Below are 26,261 nucleotides of genomic sequence, written 5' to 3'. Positions count from 1 at the left end.
ATTTTCTAGGGTCATTGAAACCTTCATTGGCCATCTCAAGGAGCTTAAACCGAATTTTATCGGTCTTATTCATTAAGGATTTTCATGTTAACCACATTGCGCCGTATTGTTTTAGAGTTCAGCCAAGAACCTGAATTAGATGTCGCTTTGGTACGCATGGTCTCACAGGTGAAAAAGGCGATGGATACGGATTGTTGCTCTGTTTACTTGTCTGATTACCATAAACAGCATTTTTTACTCGTTGCTTCCGACGGCTTATCGAAAGAGTCGTTAGGCCAAACAACACTCAATTTTAATGAAGGCTTGATTGGGTTAGTGGGACAAAGAGAAGAGCCCATTAACATCGCAAATGCGAAAGCACATCCCCACTATAAACATACGCCTGAAGTTAAAGAAGATGATCTTTATGCCTTCCTTGGTACGCCGATCATTCATCAACGTAAAGTCATCGGCATTTTATCTATTCAGCAAAAGCAAGCTCGCAACTTTAGTGAGAATGAAGAAGCGTTTTTAGTGACATTGTCCGCACAAATTGCAGTAACAGTGGCAAGCGCCAGTGGCATTCAATATTTTTCCAATGACAATGTATCTTCCAAACAACTTAAAGGCATCGCAGGATCTCCTGGCGTCGCTCTGGCACAAATGGTGGTTATTCAGCCTAAGGCCGACTTGCTTAATTTACGCTTACAAAAAGTGTACGCGAGCCGAGAGCAAAATATTCGTTATCAAGACGCGGTATTGAAAACACGAGCTGACTTTAACTCGATGAGTCAAAAGTTAAGTGCGGTGGTGTCTGATGACAGCTTGGATATTTTTGAAGTCTATAAACAGCTTCTTGATAGCGCCAATATTGGTAACGAAGTTGAAGAGAAAATAAAAGCCGGTTGGAGCGCGGAAAGTGCGTTGAAATTGGTGATTGATCATTACGCTGTCCAGTTTGAAGCATTAGAAGAGCAATATTTACGTGAGCGGGCGAGTGATATTCGTGATTTAGGTAACCGGATCTTGTTCAATTTGCAGGAGCAAAGTCAGCGTGATGAGCAATTACCGGAAGAGTTTATTTTAGTTGCGAATGATGTCACGGCGTCAATGTTAGCGGAATATCAACACCATGGTTTGCAAGCGATTGTCTCCTTGTCAGGTTCAAATAACTCTCACGCCGCTATTCTAGCAAGAGCTATGTGTGTGCCCGCGATCATGGGCGTAGAATCTTTGCCGTTGAGCCAGTTGAATTTTCAAGATGCGATTGTTGATGGTTACAGTGGTGATTTATTTATTACACCTAGTGAGTCGTTGAAACGTGAATATCGCCATTTAATTCAAGAAGAAACCGCTTTGACCAATATGGTTAAAAAGGTTGCCGATTTGCCTAGTGTGACCAAAGACGGGAGAGCCATTGAATTATTATTAAATGCCGGTTTAAGCGCTGGAGTTGAACATACTCAATCTTCAGGTGCTGTAGGTATTGGCTTATATCGTACGGAAATTCCGTTCATGAACCGCAGTTGTTTTCCATCTGAACATGAGCAAACTCTTTGGTATCAAGAAGTGTTGGCAACGTTTCCATCTCATGCAGTGACGATGCGAACACTTGATATTGGCGGCGATAAAGCACTGCCATATTTCCCTATTGCGGAAGAAAACCCATTTCTAGGCTGGCGTGGGATCAGAGTTACCTTAGATCACCCAGAGATATTTTTGCTGCAAGTGAGGGCAATGATGCGGGCAAATCAACATTATAATAATTTGGAAATCATGTTGCCCATGATTTCAAATATTACTGAAGTTGACGACGCCATAAGGTTAATTAACCAAGCCTATTACGAACTCAACGACGAGTTGTTTGAAAACAGCGATAAAAGATTACCTCGCCCTCGAATAGGCATCATGATTGAAGTGCCAGCAGTTATTTATCAGCTAAAAGAGTTAGCTCATCGGGTAGACTTCTTTTCTGTTGGTAGTAATGATTTAACTCAGTATTTACTTGCAGTTGATCGTAACAACTCAAGAGTATCAGCACTGTATAATTTCTATCATCCGTCAGTACTGCGCGCGCTAAATTTTATTGCACAAGAATCTCAAAAATACTTAGTCCCATTAAGTTTATGTGGTGAAATGGCGAGTGAACCTGCGGGAGCTTTGCTATTATTAGCAATGGGCTATGATAAATTAAGTATGAATGCGCAAAACGTAGCTCGGGTAAAATGGGTCATTCGTCATGTAGAGTTGCAGCGAGCGAAAATAATTTTGTCCCATGCGCTTACTCTCAGCACTGCTAAGCAAGTGCATAATTATTTAAACGAACAGCTAGAACAACTTGACTTAGGCGGATTTGTTCGTGCTGGGATGTAGTTTTGGTAGATAAAATAATATGTTGTTAGGCTTCTTTATCGCTTGTTTGGTATTAGGTGCTCTCGTTGGTTTTCTAGCGGGCTTGCTTGGTATTGGAGGTGGCTTAATTATTGTACCAGCATTGGTCTATTTACTGCCACAAGTAGGGGTACCTGTCGACATCCTCATGCCTGTTGCACTTGGTACGTCTTTAGCGACAATCGTCGTAACTTCTGCTTCTGCAGTCAGAGCTCATCATAAAAATCGTAATATTCCGTGGTCAATTACCCGTCAAATTATGGCTGTGATTGCGTTGGGAGCGTTGATAGGGGCGTTTATTGCGGATAAGTTATCTAGTGATACGCTGACCTTTATTTTTGCTACAGCGGTCATCCTGTTAGCAAGTTACATGTTGGCGTCCATTCGAAAACCTAAGATAAGAGAAATGCCATCAATTGGCGTCTTGCAGTCAATAGCCTTATTTACAGGCATCATGGCAAGTTTGATGGGGATAGCTGGTGGTGCCATTCTTGTACCTGCGTTAAGCTATTTTGGGATGCAATTAAGACAAACTATAGGCGTGGCAACGGCTTGTGGTTTAGTTGTCGCACTGTTTGGCTCGATAGGTTATGTGATAACTGGGCTTGATCAAGTATTACTGCCTAATTGGAGTCTTGGTTATATCTATTTGCCCGCATTAGCTGGCATCAGTTTAACGTCTTCATTATTTGCCCGTGTGGGGGTAAAGATGGCGGCTAATGTGCCTGTTAGAACATTGAAAAAAGGCTTTGCAGTTTTTTTAATTTTGGTAGCGATTAAAATGTTGTGGTCGTAGCTATTTGACACTCAATTAGGCATAATTTACCTCTTAATTCACTCTTCTATTATATAAGAATAATTATCACTTCTTGGAATGTTAATGACTGAATCATTTATTCAATTTCCTCAGATCGACCCTATCATTTTTAGTGTCGGCCCTGTGGCAGTTCGCTGGTATGGCTTGATGTACCTTATTGGTTTTGTTGCAGCGCTCTATATCGCAAACAGAGCTGCTGATAAAAGCAAAGGTATTTGGACAAGGGAGCAAGTAAGCGATCTTTTGTTTTATGGATTTTTAGGCGTTATTTTAGGTGGAAGAGTCGGCTATGTATTATTTTATCAATTCGATTATTTTATTGCCGACCCGTTATATTTATTAAAGATATGGCAAGGTGGAATGTCATTCCATGGTGGCCTATTAGGGGTTATTGCCGCCGTTTATCTTTTTGCGCGAAAGACTGATAAAGCGTTTTTAAGTGTAGGCGACTTTGTTGCGCCGCTTGTACCTATTGGTTTAGGGATGGGACGTATTGGTAACTTTATCAATGCTGAATTATGGGGGCGTCAAACTGATGTTCCGTGGGGTGTTGTATTTCCCAATGACCCATTGTTAGTGCCTAGGCATCCTTCTCAATTATACGAATTTATGCTTGAAGGCGTTGTACTTTTCGCCATTTTATTCATATTGATGCGCAAACCAAGAACACTTGGCTTGGCCTCTGGTGTGTTCTTGATTGGTTATGGTGTGTTTAGAACTATAGTCGAGCTTTTCCGAGAACCAGATGCACATTTAGGTTTTATTTTTGCCAACATTTCAATGGGACAGATTCTAAGTCTACCCATGGTGATTGTCGGCATTGTTATTATTATTTGGGGCGCAAACATTCAAGCCAAAGCTGCAATAAAGGGAAATTCTAAATGAAGCAATATTTAGCACTATGCCAGCGCATTGTTGATGAAGGTGTTTGGATAGAAAATAACAGAACAGGTAAGCGCTGCTTAACTGTGGTTGACGCTGACTTAACGTATGATGTAGCTAATAATGAATTCCCGATGATCACCACTAGAAAGAGTTATTGGAAATCTGCAATTGCCGAAATAATTGGTTATTTACGTGGCTATGACAATGCAGCTGATTTTAGAGCCTTAGGGACTAAAACTTGGGATGCTAATGCTAATGAAAATGATTGGTGGCTTAATAACGAACATCGTAAAGGCCAAGATGATATGGGCAGAGTTTATGGTGTTCAAGGGAGAAGTTGGCAAAAGCCTGACGGTGGTCATGTTGATCAATTTAGAAAGTTAATCGACAACTTGTCTAATGGAATTGATGATCGTGGTGAAATATTGTCATTTTACAATCCTGGTGAGTTTCACATGGGGTGTTTGAGGCCTTGTATGCATACTCACAACTTTTCGTTGTTAGGTGATACGTTACACTTAACCAGCTATCAACGATCGTGCGATGTGCCGCTGGGTTTGAATTTCAATCAAATTCAAGTTTTTGTATTGCTCGCATTGGTGGCTCAGATCACTGGCCATAAACCCGGTAAGGCGTATCATAAAATAGTTAATGCACACATTTACGAAGATCAGCTTGAGCTGATGAAAAACGTTCAGTTGAAACGTGAGCCATACGCATCGCCTAAACTACTTATTAATCCGAAAATAAAGTCACTTGAAGATTTAGAAACTTGGGTCACTATGGACGACTTTTCAATTGAAGGGTATGAACATCACGAAGCAATCAAATACCCGTTTTCTGTATAAAACGGGTGACGTGATTTTCCTCAAAGTAATCGAAATTCTTTGAGCAATTTAACCGTAAAGTAATTCAAACTTCTTGAGTAAACTCTGCTCATCTTCGGGGTGAGCAGGATCTGGGATAATGCAATTAATCGGGCATACTTTAACGCACGTTGGTTCGTCATAATGCCCTAAACACTCGGTACATTTATCGGGATCTATTTCGTAAATTTCTTCACCAAAATAAATCGCCTTATTCGGACACTCTGGCTCACACATGTCACAGTTGATGCAATCATGTTCAATCAACAATGCCATTATTTAGCTCTGATTTTGGGCGAATGGATGTCTTGTATTTTCGTCGGCGTTTAGTTTTCTCATTAACACGCCGTAAGCCAAGTCTTTACTTGTTTCTAATGAAATAGCGACTTTATGACCTGATCCTTTAGCGTCTTTGATTAATTCGCCTTTTGAGGACTCCATATAGGTCAAGACAAAAGATTGATTGCCAGATGGAGTCATTAGTTCTAGCTCATCACCAACCATGAATTTATTTTTCACATCGATTTCAATCAAGCCATTTTCTTCATTACGGCCCAATACTTCACCAACAAATTGCTGGCTGTCACTTTTTGAATAACCGTAATCGTAGTTTTGAAGATCGCCCTGTTTGTGACGTTGTAAAAAACCAGCTGTATAACCACGGTGAGCAAGATGCTCTAATTCATGATTTAGTGCTGGATTAAATGGTTTGTTTGCCATAGCGTCTAATATGGCTTCATTGTATACGCGGGCAGTGCGAGCACAGTAGTAAAATGATTTTGTACGACCCTCGATCTTCAGCGAGTGGATACCCATTTTTACAAGTCGGTCAACTTGCTCAACCGCACGTAAATCTTTTGAGTTCATGATATAAGTGCCGTGCTCATCTTCAAATGCCGGCATGTATTCATCAGGTTTATGCTCTTCTTGCAATAAAACCACATCATCGAAGCTATTACCCTCTTGTGGGTTAAATTCTTCAACCGATTTTACTGGAATGACATCACCAGATTCATTTTCGGTGGCAGAGTGAACATTGTAGTTCCAGCGGCAAGCGTTGGTACATGTGCCTTGATTAGGATCTCGCTTGTTCATATAGCCGGAAAGTAAACAACGGCCAGAATAAGCCATGCATAAAGCGCCATGAACAAAGACTTCGATTTCAATGTCTGGGCATTGTTGTCTAATTTCTTCTATTTCATCTAATGACAATTCACGAGATAAAATGACACGTTCAATACCTTGTTGCTCCCAGAATTTAACCGTTGCCCAATTAACCGCATTTGCTTGTACAGAGAGATGCAGAGGCATGTCTGGAAAGGCGTCTTTTGCCATCATGATTAAGCCTGGATCTGACATAATCATCGCGTCTGGTTTCATGTCAATAATAGGCTTTAAGTCACGAATAAAGGTTTTCAGTTTGCTGTTATGCGGTGCAATATTATTAACGACGTAGAACTTCTTACCGAGCTCATGCGCTTCATTTATGCCTTGATGTAAGTTGTCATGACTAAACTCATTGTTGCGTACTCGTAGAGAGTATCTGGGTTGGCCAGCGTAAACTGCATCAGCACCATATGCGAACGCATAACGCATGTTCTTAAGGCTACCAGCAGGAGAGAGCAACTCAGGTTTAATCATAAATTATTACTACTTACTAAAAATTCAAAAAGGGGGTCATTTTAGTGTTTTATTTGAACAGTACAATCAATAGTGCAAAGTAATTAACTTGTACTTGATTTGCATCAAAATTGACGGTAAAGCTCGGGCTAATAAGATATGAGTTGAGTGTTGATGTTGACTTGTGACTTGGTTGTATATCAAAACATAAGCCGCTTATACCGGCGTATGTTTGTTTGCTATCACATTAATTTTCTATGGTATTTCTGGTTTTGTGCTACGTTTATAAGTAGAAGTACCAAATATTAATAATAAGGGTTCTATATGTCAGCTGAGAATGCGCTGTACACCATTTTGGTAGAAAAAATTAAACAAGAAGCTTTAGTCTTACCCACCTTGCCAGAGATTGCATTAAAAGTGCGGGATGCTGCTGATGACCCTGAGATTAATCTTAATGCTATGAGTGATATTATAAACCAAGATCCAGCACTATCTTTGGGAATGTTGAAAGTAGCAAATAGTGCAATATTAGGTCGCTCCGTGAAAGTAGAGACCTTAGGTCAAGCGGTGACTCGAATCGGTTTAAGGCAAATAAAGAGCATTGCAACAGCCATGGCTGTAGAACAAGTATTTATTTCGGAAAATGATGTTATTTCGATGTATTTGAAAAAGTCTTGGCAAAAAACGGTAGACGTTTCTTCAGTTGCAATAGCTTTAATGACTTGCTATTTACAAAAAAATAAACACTCTCCGTTAGCATTAGATACGTTAACATTGGCTGCCTTGGTCCACAATATCGGTATTTTGCCTATATTAACAGAGGCAGAGCAACACCCAGATGTGTTTGCCAATCCTTCCTTTCTTCAACAAGCAATCATTAAGTTAGCAAATCAAATAGGCGCTGAAGTGACAATTGCTTGGGGGCTTTCCAACGAATTTACTGAAATAGTAAGGCAGTGGAGTGATTTAACGGTATTGCCAAGCGAGGCACATTACTTGGATTTCATTCGAGCTGGTGCTATTTATCACGGAGTCTTCAAAAATCCTGCAACGCAAGAAGCCTTGTTAAGAAGTTTTGTTTCTAAAGGGGTGATTGAAAGTGAAAGTTTTATGGATTCAGATGAATTCAAGAGCATTTATGAGAGTGCAAGAACGATGTTTAGTTAATTAGCTCTTATTAACTAATCTAAATAACGTAGTCCTGAAGTAAATCGACACTTACTTCAGGACAAACAACGATACTAAAAATTAATTTTCGTAAGGTGTATTAAAATTCTCTGACAGCTCAAAATCACCTTCGGCTGACACCAATAAGTTATCTTTAAATCGAACAACAAAATCCTTACGTGCATTAAATTTTTCATTACGTCCCGACTTAAACTGATACACATAGTGCCATATGTTGTTTTCAAAAGAGTCGATAACGACAGGGCTACCTAGTACATACTTTACTTGCTCCTTGGTCATCCCTACTTGCAATTTTTCAATATCTTTTTGTTCAAGATAGTTGCCTTGGGGTATGTCGATGCGATAAACCCAGCTTGAACACGCTGAAACACTTAACGCTAAAGCGAGTATTAAACTTCTATGTAACATTTAAAATTAATCTTCCTACAACATGTGAACAGGGATAATAACCAAGCCGAGCGTGAGATACAAAAAAAAGTGCAATTTAATTTATATCTAATTATTAGTGCCTCAGCTTGCCAATAATTCTTGCGCATTAGCTAAGCTGTTTTCAGTGATTTTATCGCCAGCAAGCAGACGTGCAATTTCTTTGATGCGCGCGCCTTCACTTAGTTCCGTAACACTTGTTTCGGTGTGTTCGCCATCGGTTAACTTAGCAACAAACATTTGTTGATGACCTTTACACGCTACTTGAGGCAGGTGGGTGACACAAATAACTTGAGTGTTTTTTGCTAGCATTTGTAGTTTTGCACCCACCATTGAGGCAGTTGGTCCGCTAATGCCTACATCGACTTCATCAAATATCAAAGTTGGAGAAACTATTTTATCGGCCAATATTACTTGCATGGCAAGGCTAATCCTAGACAATTCACCGCCTGAAGCCACTTTATGCATTGCTTCGAGTGCTTGGCCAGGATTGATACTCACGTTAAAACATACGGTGTCTGCGCCGTTGAGTGAGAGTGTTTTTGCTGAATCTTCTTCGACAGCAACATCGAATTGGCCATGAGGCATATTTAGTTCTTGCATACTGAGGGTGATTCTTTTGCTGATATCGCTTGCGGCATTTCGTCTCGATTGAGTTAACAATTTACATGCGTCATTATATGATGCTTTGCTTTGTTCAATATTCTCCGTTAGCAATGATAAGCGTGATTCATCGCCGGAAATACCTTCTAATTCTTTGCAAAGCCTCATATGAAAATCAACAAGATGTTCAGGCGCCACTTGATGCTTCTTCGCAAGTTGCACCGCTATGGAGTAGCGTTCTTCGAGATGAGCAAATGCTTCAGGATCAAGTTCTAACTTTTCGTGATAGTGCCTTAAATCGAGACTGGCTTCTTCAAGCTGAATAAGTGATTCATTTAATAAAGTAGCAATGTTGTTTAATTCTGGATCGAATTCTGCCAGTGAATTAATGCTCTCATGGCTCCGCTGTAATTGGTCTACCAAATTAAATTGATCGTTTTCTGACAGAGTTTGCACAGTAGAAAGCGTTTCAGACAAAATGTGTTGGGCATGGCTTTGTCGTTTGTATTCTGTTTCTATTGATTCAAATTCATCGGGTTGCAATGAAAACTCGTTAAGCTCGTTTACTTGGTACTGAAGTAACTGTTTTTTTGCTTCTCGTTGTTGTTTGCTTTTTTCTAAGGTCTCGAGTTCTGACACTTGTATACGCCATTGATGAAAATAATGTTTAACATCTTCTAATAACTGTGGGTGATTAGCGTAGGCATCTAATATTTTACGCTGTTCGTTAGCCTTAACGATTAACTGGTGATCATGTTGGCCATGTATGTTAATGAGTAACTGGCCTATTTCTTTGAGCTGAGCTAAAGGTACTTGAGAACCATTAATATAGGCTTTTGAACGGCCTTCAGAAGAAATGACTCGTCGTAAAATACATTCATCCTCAGCATCTAATTCGTGAGCTTTTAGCCATGTGGAGGCGAGTTGATTGTTGGTGACATCAAATGTTGCTGCTAAGTTGGCTTTGCTAGTATTTGGTCTAACCACGTTAGTGGTTGCACGATCACCAAGGCATAAGCCCAACGCGTCTATCGCTATTGATTTTCCTGCCCCAGTTTCCCCGGTAATAGTTGTCATGCCTTGCTGCCAATCGATATCTAGCGCACGCACAATAGCAAAGTTCTGAATGGTTAACTGTAGAAGCATAAGATCACTCACTGCAAAATAATTACTGTATAGATTAACAGTAATTATTTTGTTCGCAAGTGGTTTTTTTATACAACGTTGGGCATTACGTTCTAGTAAAGCTTGTTGCCCCAGCTAAGTTTTGAACGCAAAACGTTGAAATAATCATGGTCTAACGGATGTATTAGTCTTAACGTGGTAGGGCTTTTCTTGATAATAACTTCATCACCGGGCATTACAGCTAAAATTACATGGCCATCACAACTGACTTGTAAATTTTCGTAGTTCTCATTGGCGAGAATAAGTTTAATTTCACTGTCACCGTCGACCACGATAGGGCGAGACGTTAGTGTATGTGGGAACATTGGTACTAAAGACAAGGCATTTAGGTTGGGGGTCAATATAGGACCACCTGCCGACATTGAATATGCGGTTGAGCCAGTTGGTGTAGATACTATTAAACCGTCAGAGCGCTGACTAAACATGAATGAACCATCAATATATACTTCGAACTCAATCATGTTAGCGACTTTACCCGCATGCAATACGGCTTCATTAACGGCACTGTTTGAACTTTTGAGTTTACCATGACGGTAGACTTCTGCTTCGATGATAAATCGCTGCTCAGATCTTGATTTACCATCGAGAATTTCTTCAAGTGGAGGAATAACTTCATTGGGTGACAAATCAGTCAAAAAGCCTAAATTGCCTCTATTAACGCCTATAACTCCAATGTTATAGCCTGATAGCACTCGTGCTGCGCCAAGCATATAACCGTCACCGCCAACAACGATTGCAAGATCGGCTTTTACACCAATATCTGTTAGTGCTTCAATCTCAATAGCGTCAATGTCGATAAATTTAGCGACTGAGCGTTCCACAAGAACTTTATGGCCGCGTTCAATTAAATAGTTATGTACCGCCGTTATGGTCGCTGTAGCGCCTACGTGGTTTGGTTTACCGATTAACCCGATCGTTTTATAGAGTTGAGTCATAGAGCTGAAAATTCATTACCTATCATCAATATATCGGCAGTTTCCCTCTATTTGTTAGAGATGTAAAGATGACTTTTTCTTAATTCTTATCAATTCATGCTTGAAACCCGAAAGGGAATCCCCATAATTACCCCAATTAGGATTTATCTTGGAGTTTTAGATGACAACTGAGTCTAACGAAAATAAGTCTGCAGAAGAGATTGCAGCAGAAGAAATTATTGCACAAGCTGAAGAGCAAGTTGAAGAGCAGCATGAACATGCACATGAAGCGATCAGCGAAGATCAAGAAAAAATCAATGAGCTAGAACTAGCGTTGGCAGCAGCACAATCGACAGTCGCAGATCAAAAAGACTCCGTTATTCGTGCGAAAGCAGAAGTTGATAACATTCGTCGACGCAGTGCCCAAGACGTTGAAAAAGCGCGTAAATTCGCTTTGGAAAAATTTGCAGGTGAAATGTTAACAACCGTTGATAACCTTGAACGTGCTTTGCAAAATATTGATAAAGAAGATGAAAAAAATAAAGGTATTATTGAAGGAATAGAGCTTACCTACCAAGGTTTGCTGGCTTCTTTAGAAAAATTCGCGATTAAAGCAGTTGATCCTCAAGATCAACCTTTCAATCCTGAGTTACATCAGGCGATGTCAATGCAAGAAGTAGACGGTGTCGCACCGAATACAGTTATTGCAGTTATGCAAAAAGGTTATGAGTTAAATGGCCGTTTAATTCGTCCTGCGATGGTGATGGTTTCAAAGGCAGCACCAGCAGTTGATACTTCTGCATAAAGCAACTCCCGAAATTGAAATTAAAAGCCAGACATCGTTCTGGCTTTTTTAATGTTACTTCGTCTAAGTAAAATAGCCATTGGTATAAATACAAAGGGACAAACAAATACCAAAATTAGAGCGCGCATAAAATTAGGCATATATGGCTAATTCCAAGTAAGACCTTATTATAACCATGTCGACTTACTATTCGCTCGTCGTTTTTTCGATTGCATTGTGGACTTCGGTTTAGCTCTTGTGCAATGACGAGAAACCTAGTTGAACTCATCATAATATGTCTTTGTGAATGGATAATGTGTAATTATCGCTAGTTTTGGTGAAAATTTTGCAAATATGTGATTTTTTTTGTGCTGATCTATTGAAAACGTTTTTTACTGACCCCACTAATCATTTCAACTAAGAAAATTGTATTTTAAAGAATTCGGAGATCCTAAGATGGGCAAAATTATTGGTATTGACCTAGGAACAACTAACTCATGTGTAGCTGTACTAGATGGTGATAGCGTTCGTGTTATCGAAAACGCCGAGGGTGATCGTACAACCCCTTCAATCATTGCATACACTGAAGAAGGTGAAACGTTAGTTGGTCAACCTGCTAAGCGTCAGTCTGTAACAAACCCTACTAACACTTTATTCGCGATTAAGCGCTTAATTGGTCGTCGTTTTGAAGACAAAGAAGTGCAACGTGATATTAGCATTATGCCATTTGGTATTAAAAAAGCTGATAACGGCGATGCATGGGTAGAAGCTAAAGGCGAGAAAATGGCGCCACCACAAGTTTCTGCTGAAGTATTAGCAAAAATGAAAAAAACCGCTGAAGACTTCTTAGGTGAAGAAGTAACAGAAGCTGTTATTACCGTTCCTGCTTACTTTAACGATTCACAACGTCAAGCAACTAAAGATGCTGGTCGTATCGCTGGTCTTGATGTTAAACGTATTATCAATGAGCCTACTGCTGCTGCATTAGCATATGGTATGGACAAAGCTCAAGGCGACAAAGTTGTTGCTGTATATGACTTAGGTGGTGGTACATTCGATATTTCAATTATTGAAATTGACGAAATGGATGGCGAGCACACATTTGAAGTATTAGCGACTAACGGTGACACTCACTTAGGTGGTGAAGATTTCGATAACCGCTTAATCAACTACCTCGTAGATGAATTTAAGAAAGACTCAGGCATGGACTTAACAAAAGATCCATTGGCTATGCAGCGTCTTAAAGAAGCAGCAGAAAAAGCAAAATGTGAGCTTTCTTCAGCGCAACAAACAGATGTTAACTTACCTTACATCACCGCTGATGCATCAGGTCCTAAGCACATGAACATTAAAGTGACGCGTGCGAAGTTAGAGTCTCTAGTTGAAGATATGGTTAAAGCAACATTAGAGCCATTAAAAACAGCATTAGCAGATGCTGGCTTATCTACAAGTGACGTGAATGACGTCATCTTAGTAGGTGGTCAAACTCGTATGCCATTAGTGCAAAAAACTGTAACTGACTTCTTCGGTAAAGAGCCACGTAAAGACGTTAACCCTGATGAAGCTGTAGCTTCTGGCGCAGCGGTACAAGCAGGTGTTCTTTCTGGCGATGTTACTGACGTATTACTTCTTGATGTAACGCCATTATCTCTAGGTATCGAGACAATGGGCGGTGTGATGACGAAAGTTATCGACAAAAACACGACGATTCCGACGAAGCAATCACAAACGTTCTCTACTGCAGAAGATAACCAAGCGGCAGTGACTGTTCATGTAATCCAAGGTGAGCGTAAACAAGCGTCTGCTAACAAATCTTTAGGTCAATTCAACCTAGAAGGTATTGATGCTGCTCCTCGTGGTACACCACAAATCGAAGTAACTTTTGATATCGATGCTGATGGTATTTTACATGTGTCGGCAAAAGACAAGAACACTGGCAAAGAGCAGAAGATAACAATCAAAGCTTCTTCAGGCTTATCTGATGATGAAGTAGAGCAAATGGTACGTGATGCTGAAGCAAATGCTGACGCAGATGCTAAGTTCGAAGAATTAGTAACAGCACGTAACCAAGCTGACGGCATGGTTCACGCTACTCGCACTCAAATTACTGAAGCAGGTGATGACTTACCTGCTGAAGATAAAGAGAAAATCGAAGCGGCATTAACTGAGCTTGAAACAGCGATTAAAGGTGATAGCAAAGAAGAAATCGATGCTAAATCACAAGCGGTTATCGAAGCGTCTTCTAAGTTAATGGAAATTGCTCAAGCGAAAGCACAAGCTCAAGGCGCTCCAGAAGGCGCAGCTCCTGAAGCTGACGCAGCTCCAGCTGGCGGCGATGACGTAGTTGACGCTGAGTTCGAAGAAGTTAAAGACGATAAGTAATTTACTGGTTTGTTTGAGTGCTTTCACTCGATGTCGTTGTTGAAAGTGCTCACATACATTTGTATGCTGCGCGCTTTCGCCTAGACCTCAAACGAAATCATCTCCAACAAACGACGTAAATGTCGTTGAGTAAATCATTAAAGCGTCGTTAATCGGCGCTTTGTTATAAGTAAAATATCAGTATTAATTTGTTTGGTTGCTCGTTTATTTATAGAGCGAATAAACACATTGGTATCAATAGTTCTAAAGTTGAAGTAAGAAATATATGTCTAAACGCGATTATTATGAAGTGCTTGGTGTATCGAAAGATGCAGGTGAGCGAGAAGTTAAAAAAGCCTACAAGCGCTTAGCAATGAAGTATCACCCGGATCGTACTCAAGGTGATAAAGCTAAAGAAGAGCAGTTTAAAGAAATCAAAGAAGCGTATGAGATCTTAAATGATGATCAAAAACGTGCGGCTTATGATCAATACGGACATGCAGCATTTGAACAAGGCGGCATGGGCGGTGGCGGTTTTGGCGGTGGTCAAGATTTCGGCGATGCGTTTGGTGATATATTTGGCGATATCTTTGGTGGTGGTCGCGGTGGACGTGGTGGCCAATCAAGAGCACGTCGTGGCTCAGATTTACGCTACAACTTAGAGTTAAGCTTAGAAGATGCGGTTAAAGGTAAAACCTTAGAAATTAAAGTACCAACTTACGTTAGTTGTGAGCCTTGTGATGGCTCAGGTGCTAAAAAGGGCACACAACCTAAAACATGTTCTACCTGTCACGGCCACGGTCAAGTACAAATGCGTCAAGGCTTGTTTGCTGTTCAGCAAACCTGTCCAACCTGTAAAGGCCAAGGTAAAGTTATTTCAGACCCTTGTAACTCTTGTCACGGTCAAGGCCGTGTTCAAAAGACAAAGACCTTATCTGTTAAAATTCCAGCAGGTGTTGATACGGGCGATAGAATTCGTTTATCAGGTGAAGGTGAAGCCGGTGAACATGGCGCGCCAGCAGGTGATTTATACGTTCAAGCGAATGTTAAAGAACATCCTATTTTTGAACGTGATGAAAATCACCTTTATTGTGAAGTGCCAATTAGCTTTACAACAGCGGCGTTAGGCGGTGATATTGAAGTACCAACGCTTGAAGGTAAAGTGAAGCTGAAAATTCCTAAAGAAACACAAACGGGTAAAATGTTCCGTTTGCGCGGCAAAGGTGTTAAATCAGTTCGTAGTCACAGTGTAGGTGATTTGATGTGTAAAGTAGTGATTGAAACGCCAGTGAGTTTATCGGGCGATCAAGCAGACTTACTACGTCAGTTAGAAGAAAAAATGGGTAAAAATCAAACTAAACATCGTCCTAAAGAAACAGGTTTTTTCGATGGTGTGAAGAAATTTTTTGATGATTTAAAATCTTAATATTTAACGATTTTCATAAAGAATAATAATCCCGCTTCGGCGGGATTTTTTTGGATTATATATTAGGAGACTACCATTTGCTCATGCAGTTAATGGCTACGAAATCTTTGTTGTACGTGTTGGTAACAAATCTAAATATTTGGTTTATAATAACGGCAGTTCTTGTTTTCGTTAATAGTGAAGTTAAATGTTCAAATCTGTAGTTTTAGCGATAACCGTCGCGTTTATTTCTTTAAATATTCATGCAGAAGAAGAAAAGTTGCCACCCTTAGACCCAGCTTACATGGGCGTACATGGTATGGTCTTAATGAGCAAGTCATCAACGGTGTTTGCTTCTCATTTGCCGCTTTATAATAAACCGCACAATGTTCAGTTGATTTATAAGCTAGAAGTTAAGGATTTCAACCTAGTGCAAGTCGTTCGTGACAATGACCTTGTGACGATAAAGCCAGAGGCGTTTAATTTACAGCGCTTGATGCGTGGTGAAAAAATGACGATCAATGCTGAGCTTTATATAGGTCATTTTGAGCGTGATGGCATGAAAGTGTATGACAATGTTAGTCTGGTGTTTGACAAACAACTGTATATGAGAGAGTTGACGGATATTGCCCCTTCAAGCAATGAGCAAGAATATGACGTGGTTTCTTATAACTCTAAGGCCGATAGGTTATATATTCATCGTCTTCAAAAAGCGCCCAGTTTCGACCATATCATTCATATCGATCGAACAGCGGGATGTTTGAACAAGTTTAAAACGTCATCTGCAGTGCCTAAACGAAATGAGTTGCAATTTAAATTTATGAACTGTGGAACAATGAAACCTATGTATTTTGAAACGCAGGATTTCAATCAATAATCTTTTGACACATACAAAATGGAATAAGTTGTAACTTGGTTGCAACTTAAATCTGCCCTAAAAAGGGCTTTATTAAATTACTCTTCTGCGAAGTTAGGCAACACACCACTGCGGCTATATTCAAACACTAAAGAAGTTTCTACAGTGGTTACTTCATCTCTAGACGTCACTGCATCAAATACAAATTTACGTAAGTGTTCGCTGTCTTTTACAGACATATGAATAAAATAATCATAGCTGCCCCCCATATGATAAAGGCTCACTATTTCGGGGAGTAGCAACAAGTCGTCGCGTAAGTTATTAACAATTTCTTCCGAGTAAGGTTGCAATCTGATTGCAGCAATTGCTTCAATATTGCCGCCAATGGTCTTAAAGTTAATATCAACATATGAATTTTTGATCACGCCTGCTTGTTTCAAACGCTTAACGCGCTCTAAACAGGTGGATGGCGCAATATTAATCTTTGCTGCTAATTCCTTATTAGTGATATCTGCATCGTTAAATAAGATGGTTAATATCTTTAAATCAATAGCATCTAACTTTTTCAACAGGCTAACCCTTAAATTTACTCGTATTTATCCGGCTTATACTACTATTAACTTGTTTGCTAGCTCTAGTAAAAAGTCGTAATAATTGAATAAAAGACGAGCTAGCTCAAATTTTGCCGAATAAATCACGTTAATGAAGGAATAAATAACCTTTTTGAAAAGAATATTTGGTAAAACAGACCTGTGTGACATATTATGTCTCACTTATTTGAAGTAAGGAACAAAATGCCAGCAAAAACCATACATGACTTTTTAAAGCTTGAAGCGGCAAGCGGCATCATCTTGATGTTTGCAGCACTTACCGCAATTATTGCCGCTAATTCACCTCTTTCCATTTATTATGATTTATTACTCGATGTACCGGTCAAAGTTGCGATAGGTAGTTTCGAAATTGCAAAACCACTGTTGCTTTGGATTAACGATGGTTTAATGGCGATGTTTTTCTTTTTGGTTGGCCTAGAGCTCAAACGAGAGTTTCTAGAAGGTGATTTATCAGAGCCAGGTCAAATAGCACTGCCAGCAATTGGCGCTATCGGTGGTATGTTAATACCAGCACTTTGTTATGTCGCATTAAATTATGATGATCCCGCTGCCATTAGTGGCTGGGCAATACCTACCGCAACCGATATAGCGTTTGCCCTAGGTATTTTGGCGTTAATTGGCAGCAAAGTACCGTTGCAGCTGAAAATATTCTTAACCTCGTTAGCCATTTTTGACGACTTGGGTGCCATTATTGTTATCGCGATTTTTTACACTGAGCAATTATCAATCACATCACTGATTGTTGGAGCAACTATGCTTGCTATCTTATGGGCACTAAATCGTAGGCACGTCACGGATACCGCGCCTTATATCTTTTTTGGTGTAGTTCTGTGGATTGCTGTACTAAAATCTGGCGTCCATGCGACGTTGGCGGGTGTATTGTTAGCGCTGTTTATTCCTATTAAGGGAAAAGCGGGTGAGCCATCGCCACTCAAATCTTTAGAACATAACTTGCATTCAATGGTCGCATTTATCATTTTGCCGATATTTGCATTTGCCAATGCCGGTGTTAGCTTATCTGGTTTAGGTGTTGATGATGTAGTTTCTCCTGTACCATTAGGGATTATTCTTGGCTTATTTATTGGTAAACAAATCGGTGTTTTTGGCTTTTGTTTTATTGCCATAAAACTTGGATTTGCTAAGTTACCCGCTCAAATTAATTGGAAGTTGTTATATGGTGCAGCACTTCTATGTGGTGTAGGGTTTACCATGAGCCTATTTATCGGCTCTTTAGCGTTTGAGCAAACTGGTGAAAACCTTATATTCCAGGACAGAATCGGTATTATCATTGGCTCAGTTATTTCTGGTTTGCTAGGTTATTTTGTGATTAAACATGGGGTAAAGCACTTACCTGACCAACATTAGAGATCATGACCTGATTAGGAAGTTTAACGCGGTTAAATTACTTAATCTTTTGTATGAACGGCGATGCATCCATCGCCGTTTTTAGTTAAAATAATGGAAAATAGCTCATCAAAGTGGTGCTCTTCAATGAACACTAGACTTTTGTTGAAAACATTTATATTTGTGAACCATTTTTTGTAGGTTGGAATGTCACACAACATCGAAGACATCATCACGATTTTTAATCGAACGTTTTTTAAAGACTACAACACAAAACTGATACGAGGTGATGATGAGCCAATTTATCTACCGTCTTCTAACGATTGCAACTATCATCAAATTATTTTTGCGCACGGCTATTATGCAAGTGCGTTACACGAAATTGCACATTGGTGTGTCGCAGGTAAAGAGCGACGTTTATTAGAAGATTTTGGTTATTGGTATGAGCCCGACGGTCGAAGTGCCGAGCAACAAAAAGCGTTTGAACAAGTTGAAATTAAGCCACAAGCGATAGAGTGGGCATTGTGCGCTGCCGCCAACAAAAAATTTGATGTTTCAGTGGATAATTTAAATGGCGTGGGAAGCGATCGCCTTGCATTTAAGGCTGCTGTTTATAGGCAATTACAGATATATTTAGCGCAAGGCTTTCCCGCTAGGGTTGTCCAATTGATGTCTGCGCTTAGTGATTTCTATCAAACTAAGTTTCCGAATACATCGCAAGATTTTCTTAATGTTAGCCCTTGTTAAATAAAGCCACTGGAAGTGAGTATTGAAATTGTGAGCCAAGCAAAATTTAAATTAGGATTTATTATCAACCCCATTGCGGGCATTGGTGGTAGCGTAGCGTTAAAAGGCAGCGACGGTGAAGGTGTTGCTAAACGGGCTATAGCACTGGGAGCTGAAGCTAAAGCGAACGAGCGTGCTCGGGTAGCGTTAGAAATATTACTGCCATACCAAAAAGATATAACCGTGATGACGATTAATGGGGATATGGGGCAAAACTGTGCTGATTCTTTAGGTTTTGACTATCAAATTGTTTATCAAACGGCCAATGATGAAACTACCGCTCAAGACACTGAAAATGCAGTTGATGCACTGGTCAAATGTGGAGTTGACATCATCTTATTTGCAGGAGGTGATGGCACGGCTCGAAATATTTCTCATCAAGTGATGGATCGATGTCCGGTACTGGGCATTCCAGCTGGATGTAAAATTCACTCTGGTGTCTACGCCGTTACTCCCAAAGCTGCTGGGCGAGTCATTGAGCTGATGGTGACCAATCAACTGGTGACACTAACCGAAGCTGACGTTATGGACATTGATGAAAACTTGTTTAGAGATGGCATTGTAAAAGCTAAACGTTATGGCGAAATGAAAATACCTAGTGAGCTTCGTTATGTCCAAGCGGTAAAATCGGGTGGCAAGGAATCAGATGAATTGGTGCTGCAAGACATTGCAGCCCAAGTGATAAATGAAATTGAAGACAGCCTATGTATTATTGGCTCTGGCTCAACTACGGCATTTTTAATGGACGAGTTAGGTTTAGACAATACATTACTCGGTGTTGATTTAATTGAGCAGCAAAGTTTAATGGCAAATGATTTAACTGAGCCTGAGCTATGGCAATATATTCAACGTTATCAACTTGAGCAAAACCCTGCGCCGATCAAATTAGTGATCACGCTAATTGGCGGCCAAGGTCATATTTTTGGTCGAGGTAACCAGCAACTTAGCCCAAGAGTGATCAAGGCGATAGGTAGAGAAAATATCATTATTATCGCTACCAAAACCAAGCTTTCTGAATTAGCGTCTCGACCGTTGATTGCAGACACATCTGATCCTGAACTGGATCAAGTGCTTTCCGGCTACATGCCAATAATTACAGGCTATAACGATCATGTTTTGTATCCAGTAGCTAGTCCAAATTAGAGAAAACCCTTTTAAGAGTAAATTTATGAAAAATTGCACATTGGCTGAACTTTATCAACACCTTGATCAGCTTGTTGATAACAATCAAGATGAAAACTCTGATTCTGGTAATATCGCAGATATATTGTTTGCCAGTAGCTATATTCGAGGCTTTATCGCATTAGAAGCGGCAAATTTTGGTGATGAGCAGCAAATGCTTTCTGTCAATTTAGCTAATACGGTCACCGAGCAATTAGAAAAGTCTCGCTCAGAATTAACGCCACAAGATCAACAGATCGTCAGTAATTATTGGCATCAACTAAAGCAGCAATTTACGGGTTAGGCGCAACTCTATAATTACATTCCTACTTTTCTCTTGATAAGATCCCTGATCACGAAACGATTCGGCGATAAATTAAAGAGTTGCTCATCATCAACCGGATAAGGTGTGCTGCATATATCTGCAGTTAAAATATCGGCAAGCAGTGGGGCAGAGACTAGCCCACGAGCACCTAATCCAGTAAAAACATAGAGGTTGTCTATTACCGGCGCAACCTCGCTGTATTTCCAATTCTTATCCTTGGTCAAGTGCCCGTACATTTCAATATGCTTTTGTATATTTGGCATCGCGCCAACCATAGGCAAATGGTCGGGTGTCATGCATCGAAGACGCGCTTTACTGGCTCTGACATCGTCAAGGCTCCATGAAGTGAGCTTAGGTAAACAGCGATGGAGCATATTGAGGTTAAACTCATCATCTTCTTTGCTTGCTAGTGTATCGTTGCTGTTTTTGGTAAATGTAGCGCCGATACAATGAATTCCTTTATTTTCAGGTGTTAAATAGCCTTTATGGCAAATCACAGTCGCCAACCCTTTTGTTGCTGCTGACGTATTAACATTACTGACCTGACCTCTAACAGAGCTTAACGGCAAAGTGTCGATAGTATTAAGTTTAATTCCTTCAGCGCCGCCACAAAATATAACGATTGATTCATTAAACTCTTCATCGTCAGCAATGAGTCGCCATTTGTTATTGTCTTGTTGAACGAGCTCTTTAATATGAGTACGGTTTTGTATTCTTAAACGTCCGGTCGTTTTTGCAGCGTCGAATGTCGCTTTGACCAAGGTTGGTGGTGAAATCCAACCGGCTTCAGGCATAAATAAACCACCCATGTTTAGTGGAATATTGGCTATTTTGTTTGCTGTTTTCGCGTCGACACTATGGATTAGAGATTTTGGCCAAGTAGAGAGTTGTTCAAATTGTTGCTGACGCTTACTTAGCGTGTCTTTGTATGAGACTTCTAATAATCCGCACCATTGGTGCTCAAAATCGAATCCTTTATCAAGCAGTTCATCATAGTGGGCTCTGGCATGCCAAAATGCGCGTTGGTAAAACAAACTAATTTCATCGGCTTGTTGGTGCAATAGAGGGTAAAGCGCGCCAATAGCGTTACTTGAGGCGCCTTGAGCAACTTTTTCATCTTTGCAGTATAAGGTTACTTTTACGCCTTTTTGAGTAAGGGAATAGGCTGCACAAGCCGCAGCAATACCCCCACCGATGATGGCTACATGCTGAGGCTTACTTATCGCAGGGCGAACCTTATAGCCATGACGGTGCAGTTGATGCTGCTGCAAAAAGCCTGTGAGTACTTCTTGTTTCTGGGTATCTGCGTCTTGCTTTTCCAATCTAAACCCTACATTTTTTAATCCTCGGCGTACTTTTCCTGCCACAGTAAAGGTACTTAAAGTTGCTTGTGGTTTACTGAGCCTTGCAATTTGTTGATATAGCGCGTCATGCCACATATCTGGATTTTTAGCGGGCGAGAAGCCGTCTAAATACCATGCATCGACTAAACCTTGCTGAGTTGAAATTTGTTCAAAACAGGTAGTGGCATCGCCGATAAATAATTGCAATGTGACTTTGCCGTCAAGAAATGTGCAGCGAATAGGTTGAGTTTGAACAGAGTCAATATCCTTAGGATATTGTGCTAACAGCTGTTCCGTCAACTCGCCTAATTCAGGAAGAATAACCAAGGACTGTTTAAGCTGCTCTAAGCTTAATGGGTATTTCTCGGTACTGATAAAATCAAGTGTCGGTAGTACATCAATTGAAACTTGATTTATGGCGGCTTGGTAGGTTTTTAAGGTCAATAATAGGTTTAACCCTGTGCCAAAACCAGTTTCTGCAATGGTGAACGTGCGGCTTTTTGGACGAGAGGTTTTTATTGCGTCCTTATATTGGAGTAGACGCGTTAGTATTTTGTTCCCTTGAATAAACACTGTATCGCTTTGTTGGTAGCCTGAATCTGTATCAAAATAAATGTCATCAAATAGTGATGAATATGGCGAACCATCGGCTCTAAAAGTAACGTCTGTCTTGTTATTCAATGGATTACAATGCTTAAACTGTCTATGATAGCTATATTTTAACGCGGGTAAATGGCTGTTGTCATTGATAAAAGGGAAGTGAACGTTGAAAACAGCGTACAAGTGTACGCTGGACAGACCACTATTTTCTATAAAAGCCGTTATTATATGCCCGATTTTTTAATACAAAGTATGGTCTTTTAAATGAAACGTGTAGTGATCACTGGTTTAGGTATTGTTTCAAGTATCGGAAATAATGCAGAAGAAGTTTTAGCATCCTTAAAAGCGGGTCGTTCAGGTATTTCTCGTTCAGAAAGTTTCGAGGAAGTGGGTTTACGTAGCCAAGTTTGGGGTAAACCTGACATTGAAGTAAAAGATCATATTGATCGTAAAGCTATGCGTTTTATGGGTGAAGCATCGGCTTATGCTTATATTGCAATGGACCAAGCGATTGAAGACTCAAAACTAACACCTGAGCAAGTATCAAATATTCGAACTGGTATCGTAGCTGGCTCTGGCGGCGCATCGTCAGCAAACGTTGTTTCTTCTGCTGATACACTGCGCAATAAAGGTGTTAAGCGTGTTGGCCCTTATGCGGTACCAAAAACGATGTCATCTACTGTTTCTGCATGTTTAGCAACGCCTTTTAAAATCCTTGGTGTGAATTATTCAATTAGCTCAGCATGTGCAACGAGCGCGCATTGTATTGGTCACGCAATGGAGCTTATTCAATTAGGTAAGCAAGATGTCGTCTTTGCCGGTGGCGGTGAAGAAGTTGATTGGTCATTAGCGATGATGTTTGATGGCATGGGTGCATTATCAAGCAAGTACAACGACACGCCAGAAAAAGCATCTCGTACATATGATGCAGATCGAGACGGTTTTGTAATTTCTGGCGGCGGCGGTATGGTTGTTGTTGAAGAGTTAGAACATGCGCTTGCACGTGGTGCGCACATTTATGCTGAAATTGTTGGTTACGGCGCAACATCTGACGGTTTTGATATGGTTGCTCCAAGCGGAGAAGGTGCGATTCGTTGTATGCAAATGGCAATGAGTGGCGTTGAAGGTAAAGTTGATTACTTAAACACACACGGTACATCTACACCTGTTGGTGATGTGAAAGAGCTTGGCGCAATCCAAGAAGTTTTCGGTCATGACTCGCCGGCAATCAGTGCAACAAAGGCGATGACAGGTCACGCTTTAGGTGCAGCAGGTGTTCATGAAGCTATTTACTCAATGTTAATGATGGAAAACAACTTTGTTGCTCCATCAATCAATGTTGAAACGTTAGATGAAAAGGCCCAAGGCCTAGATATTGTCACTGAAGCGCGTGACGCTAATTTAGAGTTAGTGATGTCAAACAGCTTTGGTTTTGGCGGCACAAACGCCACGCTTGTGATGAAAAAATACGCATAATATTGAATTTTAAATATTTTGAAGCCGAGTTTGGGTAACCAAGCTCGGCTTTTTTATTTTTGAGCCCTGAGTGAAAAATAGTGCATAAACACTACAAATAAGCTCTGGGTCATATACAATAGCAATATTCTACAAACTTTAAGTTACGCAACTAAAATGAAGATATTGTTTGATGAAAACATGCCGTTTGCTGCTGAGTTTTTTAGTGGCATTGCGGGAAAAGACACCACGTTACATCCATTTGATGGACGAAAGCTGACGGCAGAAGAAACACAAAATGCGGATGTTTTGTTAGTTCGTTCGATTACGCAAGTTAACCAGTCTTTGCTTCATTTGAACAAGCGCTTGCAGTTTGTTGGCACCGCGACAATAGGTGTTGATCATATCGATCAAAACTACCTTGCCGCTCGAAATATCCCTTTTCATTCTTCGCCTGGCTGTAATGCAGTGTCAGTAGCTGAGTATGTTTTAAGTGCGTTAATCATACTTGCTGAACGTTATCAGTTTGCCTTGAACGACAAAACCGTGGGTATCGTTGGCGCAGGTAACACCGGTTCAAGATTAAGTGAAAAGTTGACGGCACTTGGCATTAAGCATTTATTATATGATCCGTTGCTAGAAAGCAATGATGATACCCGCGTGTTTAGTTCTCTTAGTGAAGTACTTGCGTGTGACATTATCTCCTTACATGTTCCGTTAACCACCGATGGAGAATACCCTACTTTTCACTTATTGGATCAAGTGAGAATTAAAGAATTAAATACTGATCAAATATTGATTAATGCGTGCCGTGGTGAAGTGGTTGATAACCAGGCGTTATTATCACAAAAGAATGTAGGATTAGGGCCCAAACTGGTATTAGATGTCTGGGAGAGAGAACCTAACATCCTTACTCCTTTAATTGAGCACACTGAAATTGCTAGCGCGCATATTGCTGGTTATAGCTTAGAAGGAAAAGCTCGTGGCACCGAAATGTTGTATCGGGCACTATGTCATCAGCTTGATATCCCCTGTGAATTTAACCTGAGCCAATTTCTGCCATCGGCAGTGATAAGTGAAGTCGAAATAAATCAACATTTTGATGAAAATTTGCTAAACGCACTCACCAAAATGGTATACGATGTTAGGCGTGACGATGCGATATTTCGTCAGCAAATAAACGAACATGGCTTTGATCATATTAGAAAAACCTACCCGGCTCGCAGGGAGTTTTCCTCGGTCATTGTTTCTTGTTCAAAAGGTGCTAATAGCAATGGGTGCTATGGTGTCGGATTCAGTCAGCCGCAGAGATAAAAAGAGAGAGGAGCATGACGCAAAAATTTGATGTTTGTGTATTAGGCGCAACAGGCTTAGTAGGCAAAACTATTATCGAAATCCTAGAACAAAGAGATTTTCCTGTAAATAAAATTTATCCATTAGCGAGTGCTCGCTCAGCTGGTGAATTTATCGAGTTTAATGGAGAGTCAGTTGAAGTACTTGATGCAGACAATTTTGATTGGAGCTTAGCGCAAATAGGCTTTTTCTCAGCTGGTGGCGCAACGTCAGCTAAGTATGCCCCAATGGCTGGTGATGCAGGTTGTATTGTTATTGATAATACCTCTGAGTATCGTTATGAAGCTGACATTCCACTCGTGGTTCCTGAAGTAAATCCTCAGGCATTAGCGGAATATCGTAATCGTAATATTATCGCCAATCCTAATTGCTCAACCATTCAAATGATGGTGGCATTAAAACCTATTTATGATGCAGTTGGTATTGATCGCATAAATGTTAGTACCTATCAATCGGTATCTGGTGCGGGTAAAGAGGCGATGGATGAATTGGCTAAACAATGCGCTGATTTATTAAGTGGTAAACCGGTTGACCCGAAAGCATTTTCTCGTCAAATTGCCTTCAATGTGATCCCACAAATTGATGTGTTTCTTGACAATGGTTACACCAAAGAAGAAATGAAAATGGTTTGGGAAACGAAGAAAATCTTAGGAGATGAAACAGTAATGGTTAATCCAACAGCTGTTCGTGTTCCAGTATTCTTTGGCCATGGTGAAGCGTTACATATCGAAACCAGAACGCAAACGTCAGCAGAAGAAGTTAAAGCCCTCCTTCAACAAGCCGAAGGGATCGTTGTTTGTGAAAATGACGAAGACTTCCCTACTCAAATTGGTGATGCTAGCGGTAAAGATGAGACATTTGTTGGTCGAATTCGTGAAGACATCAGTCACCCTAATGGCATCAACATGTGGATTGTTGCAGATAATGTTCGTAAAGGCGCGGCTACTAATAGCATTCAAATTGCGGAATTATTGATTAAAGATTATTTATCGTAATCACTAAA

At 40.3% G+C, this 26,261-nt stretch carries 23 protein-coding genes; 16 read left to right on the top strand and 7 right to left on the bottom strand.

The window, feature by feature from the left end; translation table 11 throughout:
- The first annotated feature begins 84 nt into the window (after positions 1–84).
- From ptsP to QUE03_RS14605, 4 genes are all read left to right on the top strand, one after another.
- Complete coding sequence (ptsP, locus tag QUE03_RS14620) at positions 85–2,352, top strand: phosphoenolpyruvate--protein phosphotransferase (RefSeq protein WP_286262680.1); 2,268 nt, start codon at positions 85–87, stop codon at positions 2,350–2,352.
- Between the two features lie 19 nt (positions 2,353–2,371).
- Positions 2,372–3,166 (top strand): sulfite exporter TauE/SafE family protein, encoded by a 795-nt coding sequence (locus QUE03_RS14615; protein WP_286262679.1) that lies wholly within the window; start codon positions 2,372–2,374, stop codon positions 3,164–3,166.
- Between the two features lie 84 nt (positions 3,167–3,250).
- Positions 3,251–4,072, top strand: coding sequence for a prolipoprotein diacylglyceryl transferase (gene lgt / locus QUE03_RS14610; protein ID WP_286262678.1), 822 nt, complete (start codon positions 3,251–3,253; stop codon positions 4,070–4,072).
- On the top strand, positions 4,069–4,920 hold the full coding sequence (locus QUE03_RS14605) for a thymidylate synthase (RefSeq protein WP_286262677.1): 852 nt from the start codon (positions 4,069–4,071) through the stop codon (positions 4,918–4,920). Before lgt ends, QUE03_RS14605 begins: the two co-directional genes overlap by 4 nt.
- Before the next feature lie 48 nt (positions 4,921–4,968).
- Here QUE03_RS14605 and QUE03_RS14600 read toward each other — a convergent pair whose 3' ends face one another.
- The gene (locus tag QUE03_RS14600) at positions 4,969–5,214 is read right to left on the bottom strand and encodes a YfhL family 4Fe-4S dicluster ferredoxin (RefSeq protein WP_286262676.1); all 246 of its coding nucleotides are present in this window, start codon (positions 5,212–5,214) and stop codon (positions 4,969–4,971) included.
- Positions 5,215–5,217: 3 nt separating this feature from the next.
- Positions 5,218–6,579 (bottom strand): prephenate-dependent tRNA uridine(34) hydroxylase TrhP, encoded by a 1,362-nt coding sequence (gene trhP, locus QUE03_RS14595; RefSeq protein WP_286262675.1) that lies wholly within the window; start codon positions 6,577–6,579, stop codon positions 5,218–5,220.
- Between the two features lie 303 nt (positions 6,580–6,882).
- Here trhP and QUE03_RS14590 point away from each other — a divergent pair, with 303 nt between their 5' ends.
- Positions 6,883–7,725 (top strand): HDOD domain-containing protein, encoded by an 843-nt coding sequence (locus QUE03_RS14590; RefSeq protein ID WP_286262674.1) that lies wholly within the window; start codon positions 6,883–6,885, stop codon positions 7,723–7,725.
- 81 nt (positions 7,726–7,806) lie between these two features.
- Here QUE03_RS14590 and QUE03_RS14585 read toward each other — a convergent pair whose 3' ends face one another.
- The 3 genes from QUE03_RS14585 to nadK all read right to left on the bottom strand — a co-directional run bounded on the left by QUE03_RS14585 (position 7,807) and on the right by nadK (position 10,895).
- Complete coding sequence (locus QUE03_RS14585) at positions 7,807–8,154, bottom strand: outer membrane protein assembly factor BamE (RefSeq protein WP_286262673.1); 348 nt, start codon at positions 8,152–8,154, stop codon at positions 7,807–7,809.
- Positions 8,155–8,256: 102 nt separating this feature from the next.
- Positions 8,257–9,921 carry a DNA repair protein RecN gene (gene recN, locus QUE03_RS14580; RefSeq protein ID WP_286262672.1) on the bottom strand — a complete coding sequence of 555 codons (1,665 nt, stop codon included), beginning with the start codon at positions 9,919–9,921 and terminating at the stop codon, positions 8,257–8,259.
- 92 nt (positions 9,922–10,013) lie between these two features.
- Entirely contained in the window at positions 10,014–10,895 is an 882-nt protein-coding gene (gene nadK / locus QUE03_RS14575; protein WP_286262671.1) for an NAD(+) kinase, read from the bottom strand.
- A 160-nt stretch (positions 10,896–11,055) separates the two neighbouring features.
- Here nadK and grpE point away from each other — a divergent pair, with 160 nt between their 5' ends.
- The 4 genes from grpE (at position 11,056) to QUE03_RS14555 (ending at position 16,301) form a co-directional block, all read left to right on the top strand.
- Positions 11,056–11,679 (top strand): nucleotide exchange factor GrpE, encoded by a 624-nt coding sequence (grpE, locus tag QUE03_RS14570; RefSeq protein WP_286262669.1) that lies wholly within the window; start codon positions 11,056–11,058, stop codon positions 11,677–11,679.
- A gap of 435 nt (positions 11,680–12,114) precedes the next feature.
- Positions 12,115–14,040 (top strand): molecular chaperone DnaK, encoded by a 1,926-nt coding sequence (gene dnaK / locus QUE03_RS14565; protein ID WP_286262668.1) that lies wholly within the window; start codon positions 12,115–12,117, stop codon positions 14,038–14,040.
- Positions 14,041–14,305: 265 nt separating this feature from the next.
- Positions 14,306–15,445 (top strand): molecular chaperone DnaJ, encoded by a 1,140-nt coding sequence (dnaJ, locus tag QUE03_RS14560; protein ID WP_286262667.1) that lies wholly within the window; start codon positions 14,306–14,308, stop codon positions 15,443–15,445.
- Between the two features lie 187 nt (positions 15,446–15,632).
- Positions 15,633–16,301, top strand: coding sequence for a hypothetical protein (locus QUE03_RS14555; RefSeq protein ID WP_286262666.1), 669 nt, complete (start codon positions 15,633–15,635; stop codon positions 16,299–16,301).
- 77 nt (positions 16,302–16,378) lie between these two features.
- On the opposite strand, the gene QUE03_RS14550 is transcribed toward QUE03_RS14555, so the two are convergent.
- Positions 16,379–16,849 (bottom strand): Lrp/AsnC family transcriptional regulator, encoded by a 471-nt coding sequence (locus tag QUE03_RS14550; RefSeq protein WP_286262665.1) that lies wholly within the window; start codon positions 16,847–16,849, stop codon positions 16,379–16,381.
- A 225-nt stretch (positions 16,850–17,074) separates the two neighbouring features.
- Here QUE03_RS14550 and nhaA point away from each other — a divergent pair, with 225 nt between their 5' ends.
- From nhaA to QUE03_RS14530, 4 genes are all read left to right on the top strand, one after another.
- Positions 17,075–18,256 carry a Na+/H+ antiporter NhaA gene (gene nhaA / locus QUE03_RS14545; RefSeq protein ID WP_286262664.1) on the top strand — a complete coding sequence of 394 codons (1,182 nt, stop codon included), beginning with the start codon at positions 17,075–17,077 and terminating at the stop codon, positions 18,254–18,256.
- Positions 18,257–18,442: 186 nt separating this feature from the next.
- Complete coding sequence (locus QUE03_RS14540) at positions 18,443–18,982, top strand: elongation factor P hydroxylase (RefSeq protein ID WP_286262663.1); 540 nt, start codon at positions 18,443–18,445, stop codon at positions 18,980–18,982.
- A 15-nt stretch (positions 18,983–18,997) separates the two neighbouring features.
- Positions 18,998–20,164: an ATP-NAD kinase family protein gene (locus QUE03_RS14535; protein WP_286262662.1), complete on the top strand. Its 1,167-nt coding sequence runs from the start codon at positions 18,998–19,000 to the stop codon at positions 20,162–20,164.
- A gap of 25 nt (positions 20,165–20,189) precedes the next feature.
- Positions 20,190–20,486, top strand: coding sequence for a YfcL family protein (locus tag QUE03_RS14530; protein ID WP_286262661.1), 297 nt, complete (start codon positions 20,190–20,192; stop codon positions 20,484–20,486).
- A gap of 14 nt (positions 20,487–20,500) precedes the next feature.
- On the opposite strand, the gene mnmC is transcribed toward QUE03_RS14530, so the two are convergent.
- A complete protein-coding gene (gene mnmC, locus QUE03_RS14525) occupies positions 20,501–22,531 on the bottom strand; it encodes a bifunctional tRNA (5-methylaminomethyl-2-thiouridine)(34)-methyltransferase MnmC2/FAD-dependent 5-carboxymethylaminomethyl-2-thiouridine(34) oxidoreductase MnmC1 (RefSeq protein ID WP_286262660.1) in 2,031 nt (676 codons plus the stop codon).
- Between the two features lie 183 nt (positions 22,532–22,714).
- Here mnmC and fabB point away from each other — a divergent pair, with 183 nt between their 5' ends.
- The 3 genes from fabB to QUE03_RS14510 all read left to right on the top strand — a co-directional run bounded on the left by fabB (position 22,715) and on the right by QUE03_RS14510 (position 26,253).
- Positions 22,715–23,926 carry a beta-ketoacyl-ACP synthase I gene (gene fabB, locus QUE03_RS14520; RefSeq protein ID WP_286262659.1) on the top strand — a complete coding sequence of 404 codons (1,212 nt, stop codon included), beginning with the start codon at positions 22,715–22,717 and terminating at the stop codon, positions 23,924–23,926.
- A 156-nt stretch (positions 23,927–24,082) separates the two neighbouring features.
- Entirely contained in the window at positions 24,083–25,219 is a 1,137-nt protein-coding gene (locus tag QUE03_RS14515; RefSeq protein ID WP_286262658.1) for a 4-phosphoerythronate dehydrogenase, read from the top strand.
- Between the two features lie 14 nt (positions 25,220–25,233).
- Positions 25,234–26,253: an aspartate-semialdehyde dehydrogenase gene (locus tag QUE03_RS14510; protein WP_286262657.1), complete on the top strand. Its 1,020-nt coding sequence runs from the start codon at positions 25,234–25,236 to the stop codon at positions 26,251–26,253.
- Positions 26,254–26,261 lie beyond the last annotated feature (8 nt).

Origin of the sequence: Thalassotalea atypica (assembly GCF_030295975.1) — a bacterium.
Classification (GTDB): domain Bacteria; phylum Pseudomonadota; class Gammaproteobacteria; order Enterobacterales; family Alteromonadaceae; genus Thalassotalea_F; species Thalassotalea_F atypica.
This window is presented reverse-complemented; position numbering and strand designations above follow the sequence as displayed.

Excerpts from the sequence above, each read along its gene's own strand:
- trhP (WP_286262675.1), bottom strand. The coding sequence starts at position 6,579 with ATGATTAAACCTGAGTTGCTCTCTCCTGCTGGTAGCCTTAAGAACATG.
- nadK (WP_286262671.1), bottom strand. The coding sequence starts at position 10,895 with ATGACTCAACTCTATAAAACGATCGGGTTAATCGGTAAACCAAACCAC.
- ptsP (WP_286262680.1), top strand. The coding sequence starts at position 85 with ATGTTAACCACATTGCGCCGTATTGTTTTAGAGTTCAGCCAAGAACCT.
- recN (WP_286262672.1), bottom strand. The coding sequence starts at position 9,921 with ATGCTTCTACAGTTAACCATTCAGAACTTTGCTATTGTGCGTGCGCTA.
- QUE03_RS14540 (WP_286262663.1), top strand. The coding sequence starts at position 18,443 with ATGTCACACAACATCGAAGACATCATCACGATTTTTAATCGAACGTTT.
- QUE03_RS14515 (WP_286262658.1), top strand. The coding sequence starts at position 24,083 with ATGAAGATATTGTTTGATGAAAACATGCCGTTTGCTGCTGAGTTTTTT.
- QUE03_RS14530 (WP_286262661.1), top strand. The coding sequence starts at position 20,190 with ATGAAAAATTGCACATTGGCTGAACTTTATCAACACCTTGATCAGCTT.
- QUE03_RS14600 (WP_286262676.1), bottom strand. The coding sequence starts at position 5,214 with ATGGCATTGTTGATTGAACATGATTGCATCAACTGTGACATGTGTGAG.
- nhaA (WP_286262664.1), top strand. The coding sequence starts at position 17,075 with ATGCCAGCAAAAACCATACATGACTTTTTAAAGCTTGAAGCGGCAAGC.
- QUE03_RS14510 (WP_286262657.1), top strand. The coding sequence starts at position 25,234 with ATGACGCAAAAATTTGATGTTTGTGTATTAGGCGCAACAGGCTTAGTA.
- QUE03_RS14585 (WP_286262673.1), bottom strand. The coding sequence starts at position 8,154 with ATGTTACATAGAAGTTTAATACTCGCTTTAGCGTTAAGTGTTTCAGCG.
- QUE03_RS14555 (WP_286262666.1), top strand. The coding sequence starts at position 15,633 with ATGTTCAAATCTGTAGTTTTAGCGATAACCGTCGCGTTTATTTCTTTA.
- QUE03_RS14605 (WP_286262677.1), top strand. The coding sequence starts at position 4,069 with ATGAAGCAATATTTAGCACTATGCCAGCGCATTGTTGATGAAGGTGTT.
- lgt (WP_286262678.1), top strand. The coding sequence starts at position 3,251 with ATGACTGAATCATTTATTCAATTTCCTCAGATCGACCCTATCATTTTT.
- QUE03_RS14590 (WP_286262674.1), top strand. The coding sequence starts at position 6,883 with ATGTCAGCTGAGAATGCGCTGTACACCATTTTGGTAGAAAAAATTAAA.
- dnaJ (WP_286262667.1), top strand. The coding sequence starts at position 14,306 with ATGTCTAAACGCGATTATTATGAAGTGCTTGGTGTATCGAAAGATGCA.
- fabB (WP_286262659.1), top strand. The coding sequence starts at position 22,715 with ATGAAACGTGTAGTGATCACTGGTTTAGGTATTGTTTCAAGTATCGGA.
- dnaK (WP_286262668.1), top strand. The coding sequence starts at position 12,115 with ATGGGCAAAATTATTGGTATTGACCTAGGAACAACTAACTCATGTGTA.
- grpE (WP_286262669.1), top strand. The coding sequence starts at position 11,056 with ATGACAACTGAGTCTAACGAAAATAAGTCTGCAGAAGAGATTGCAGCA.
- QUE03_RS14615 (WP_286262679.1), top strand. The coding sequence starts at position 2,372 with ATGTTGTTAGGCTTCTTTATCGCTTGTTTGGTATTAGGTGCTCTCGTT.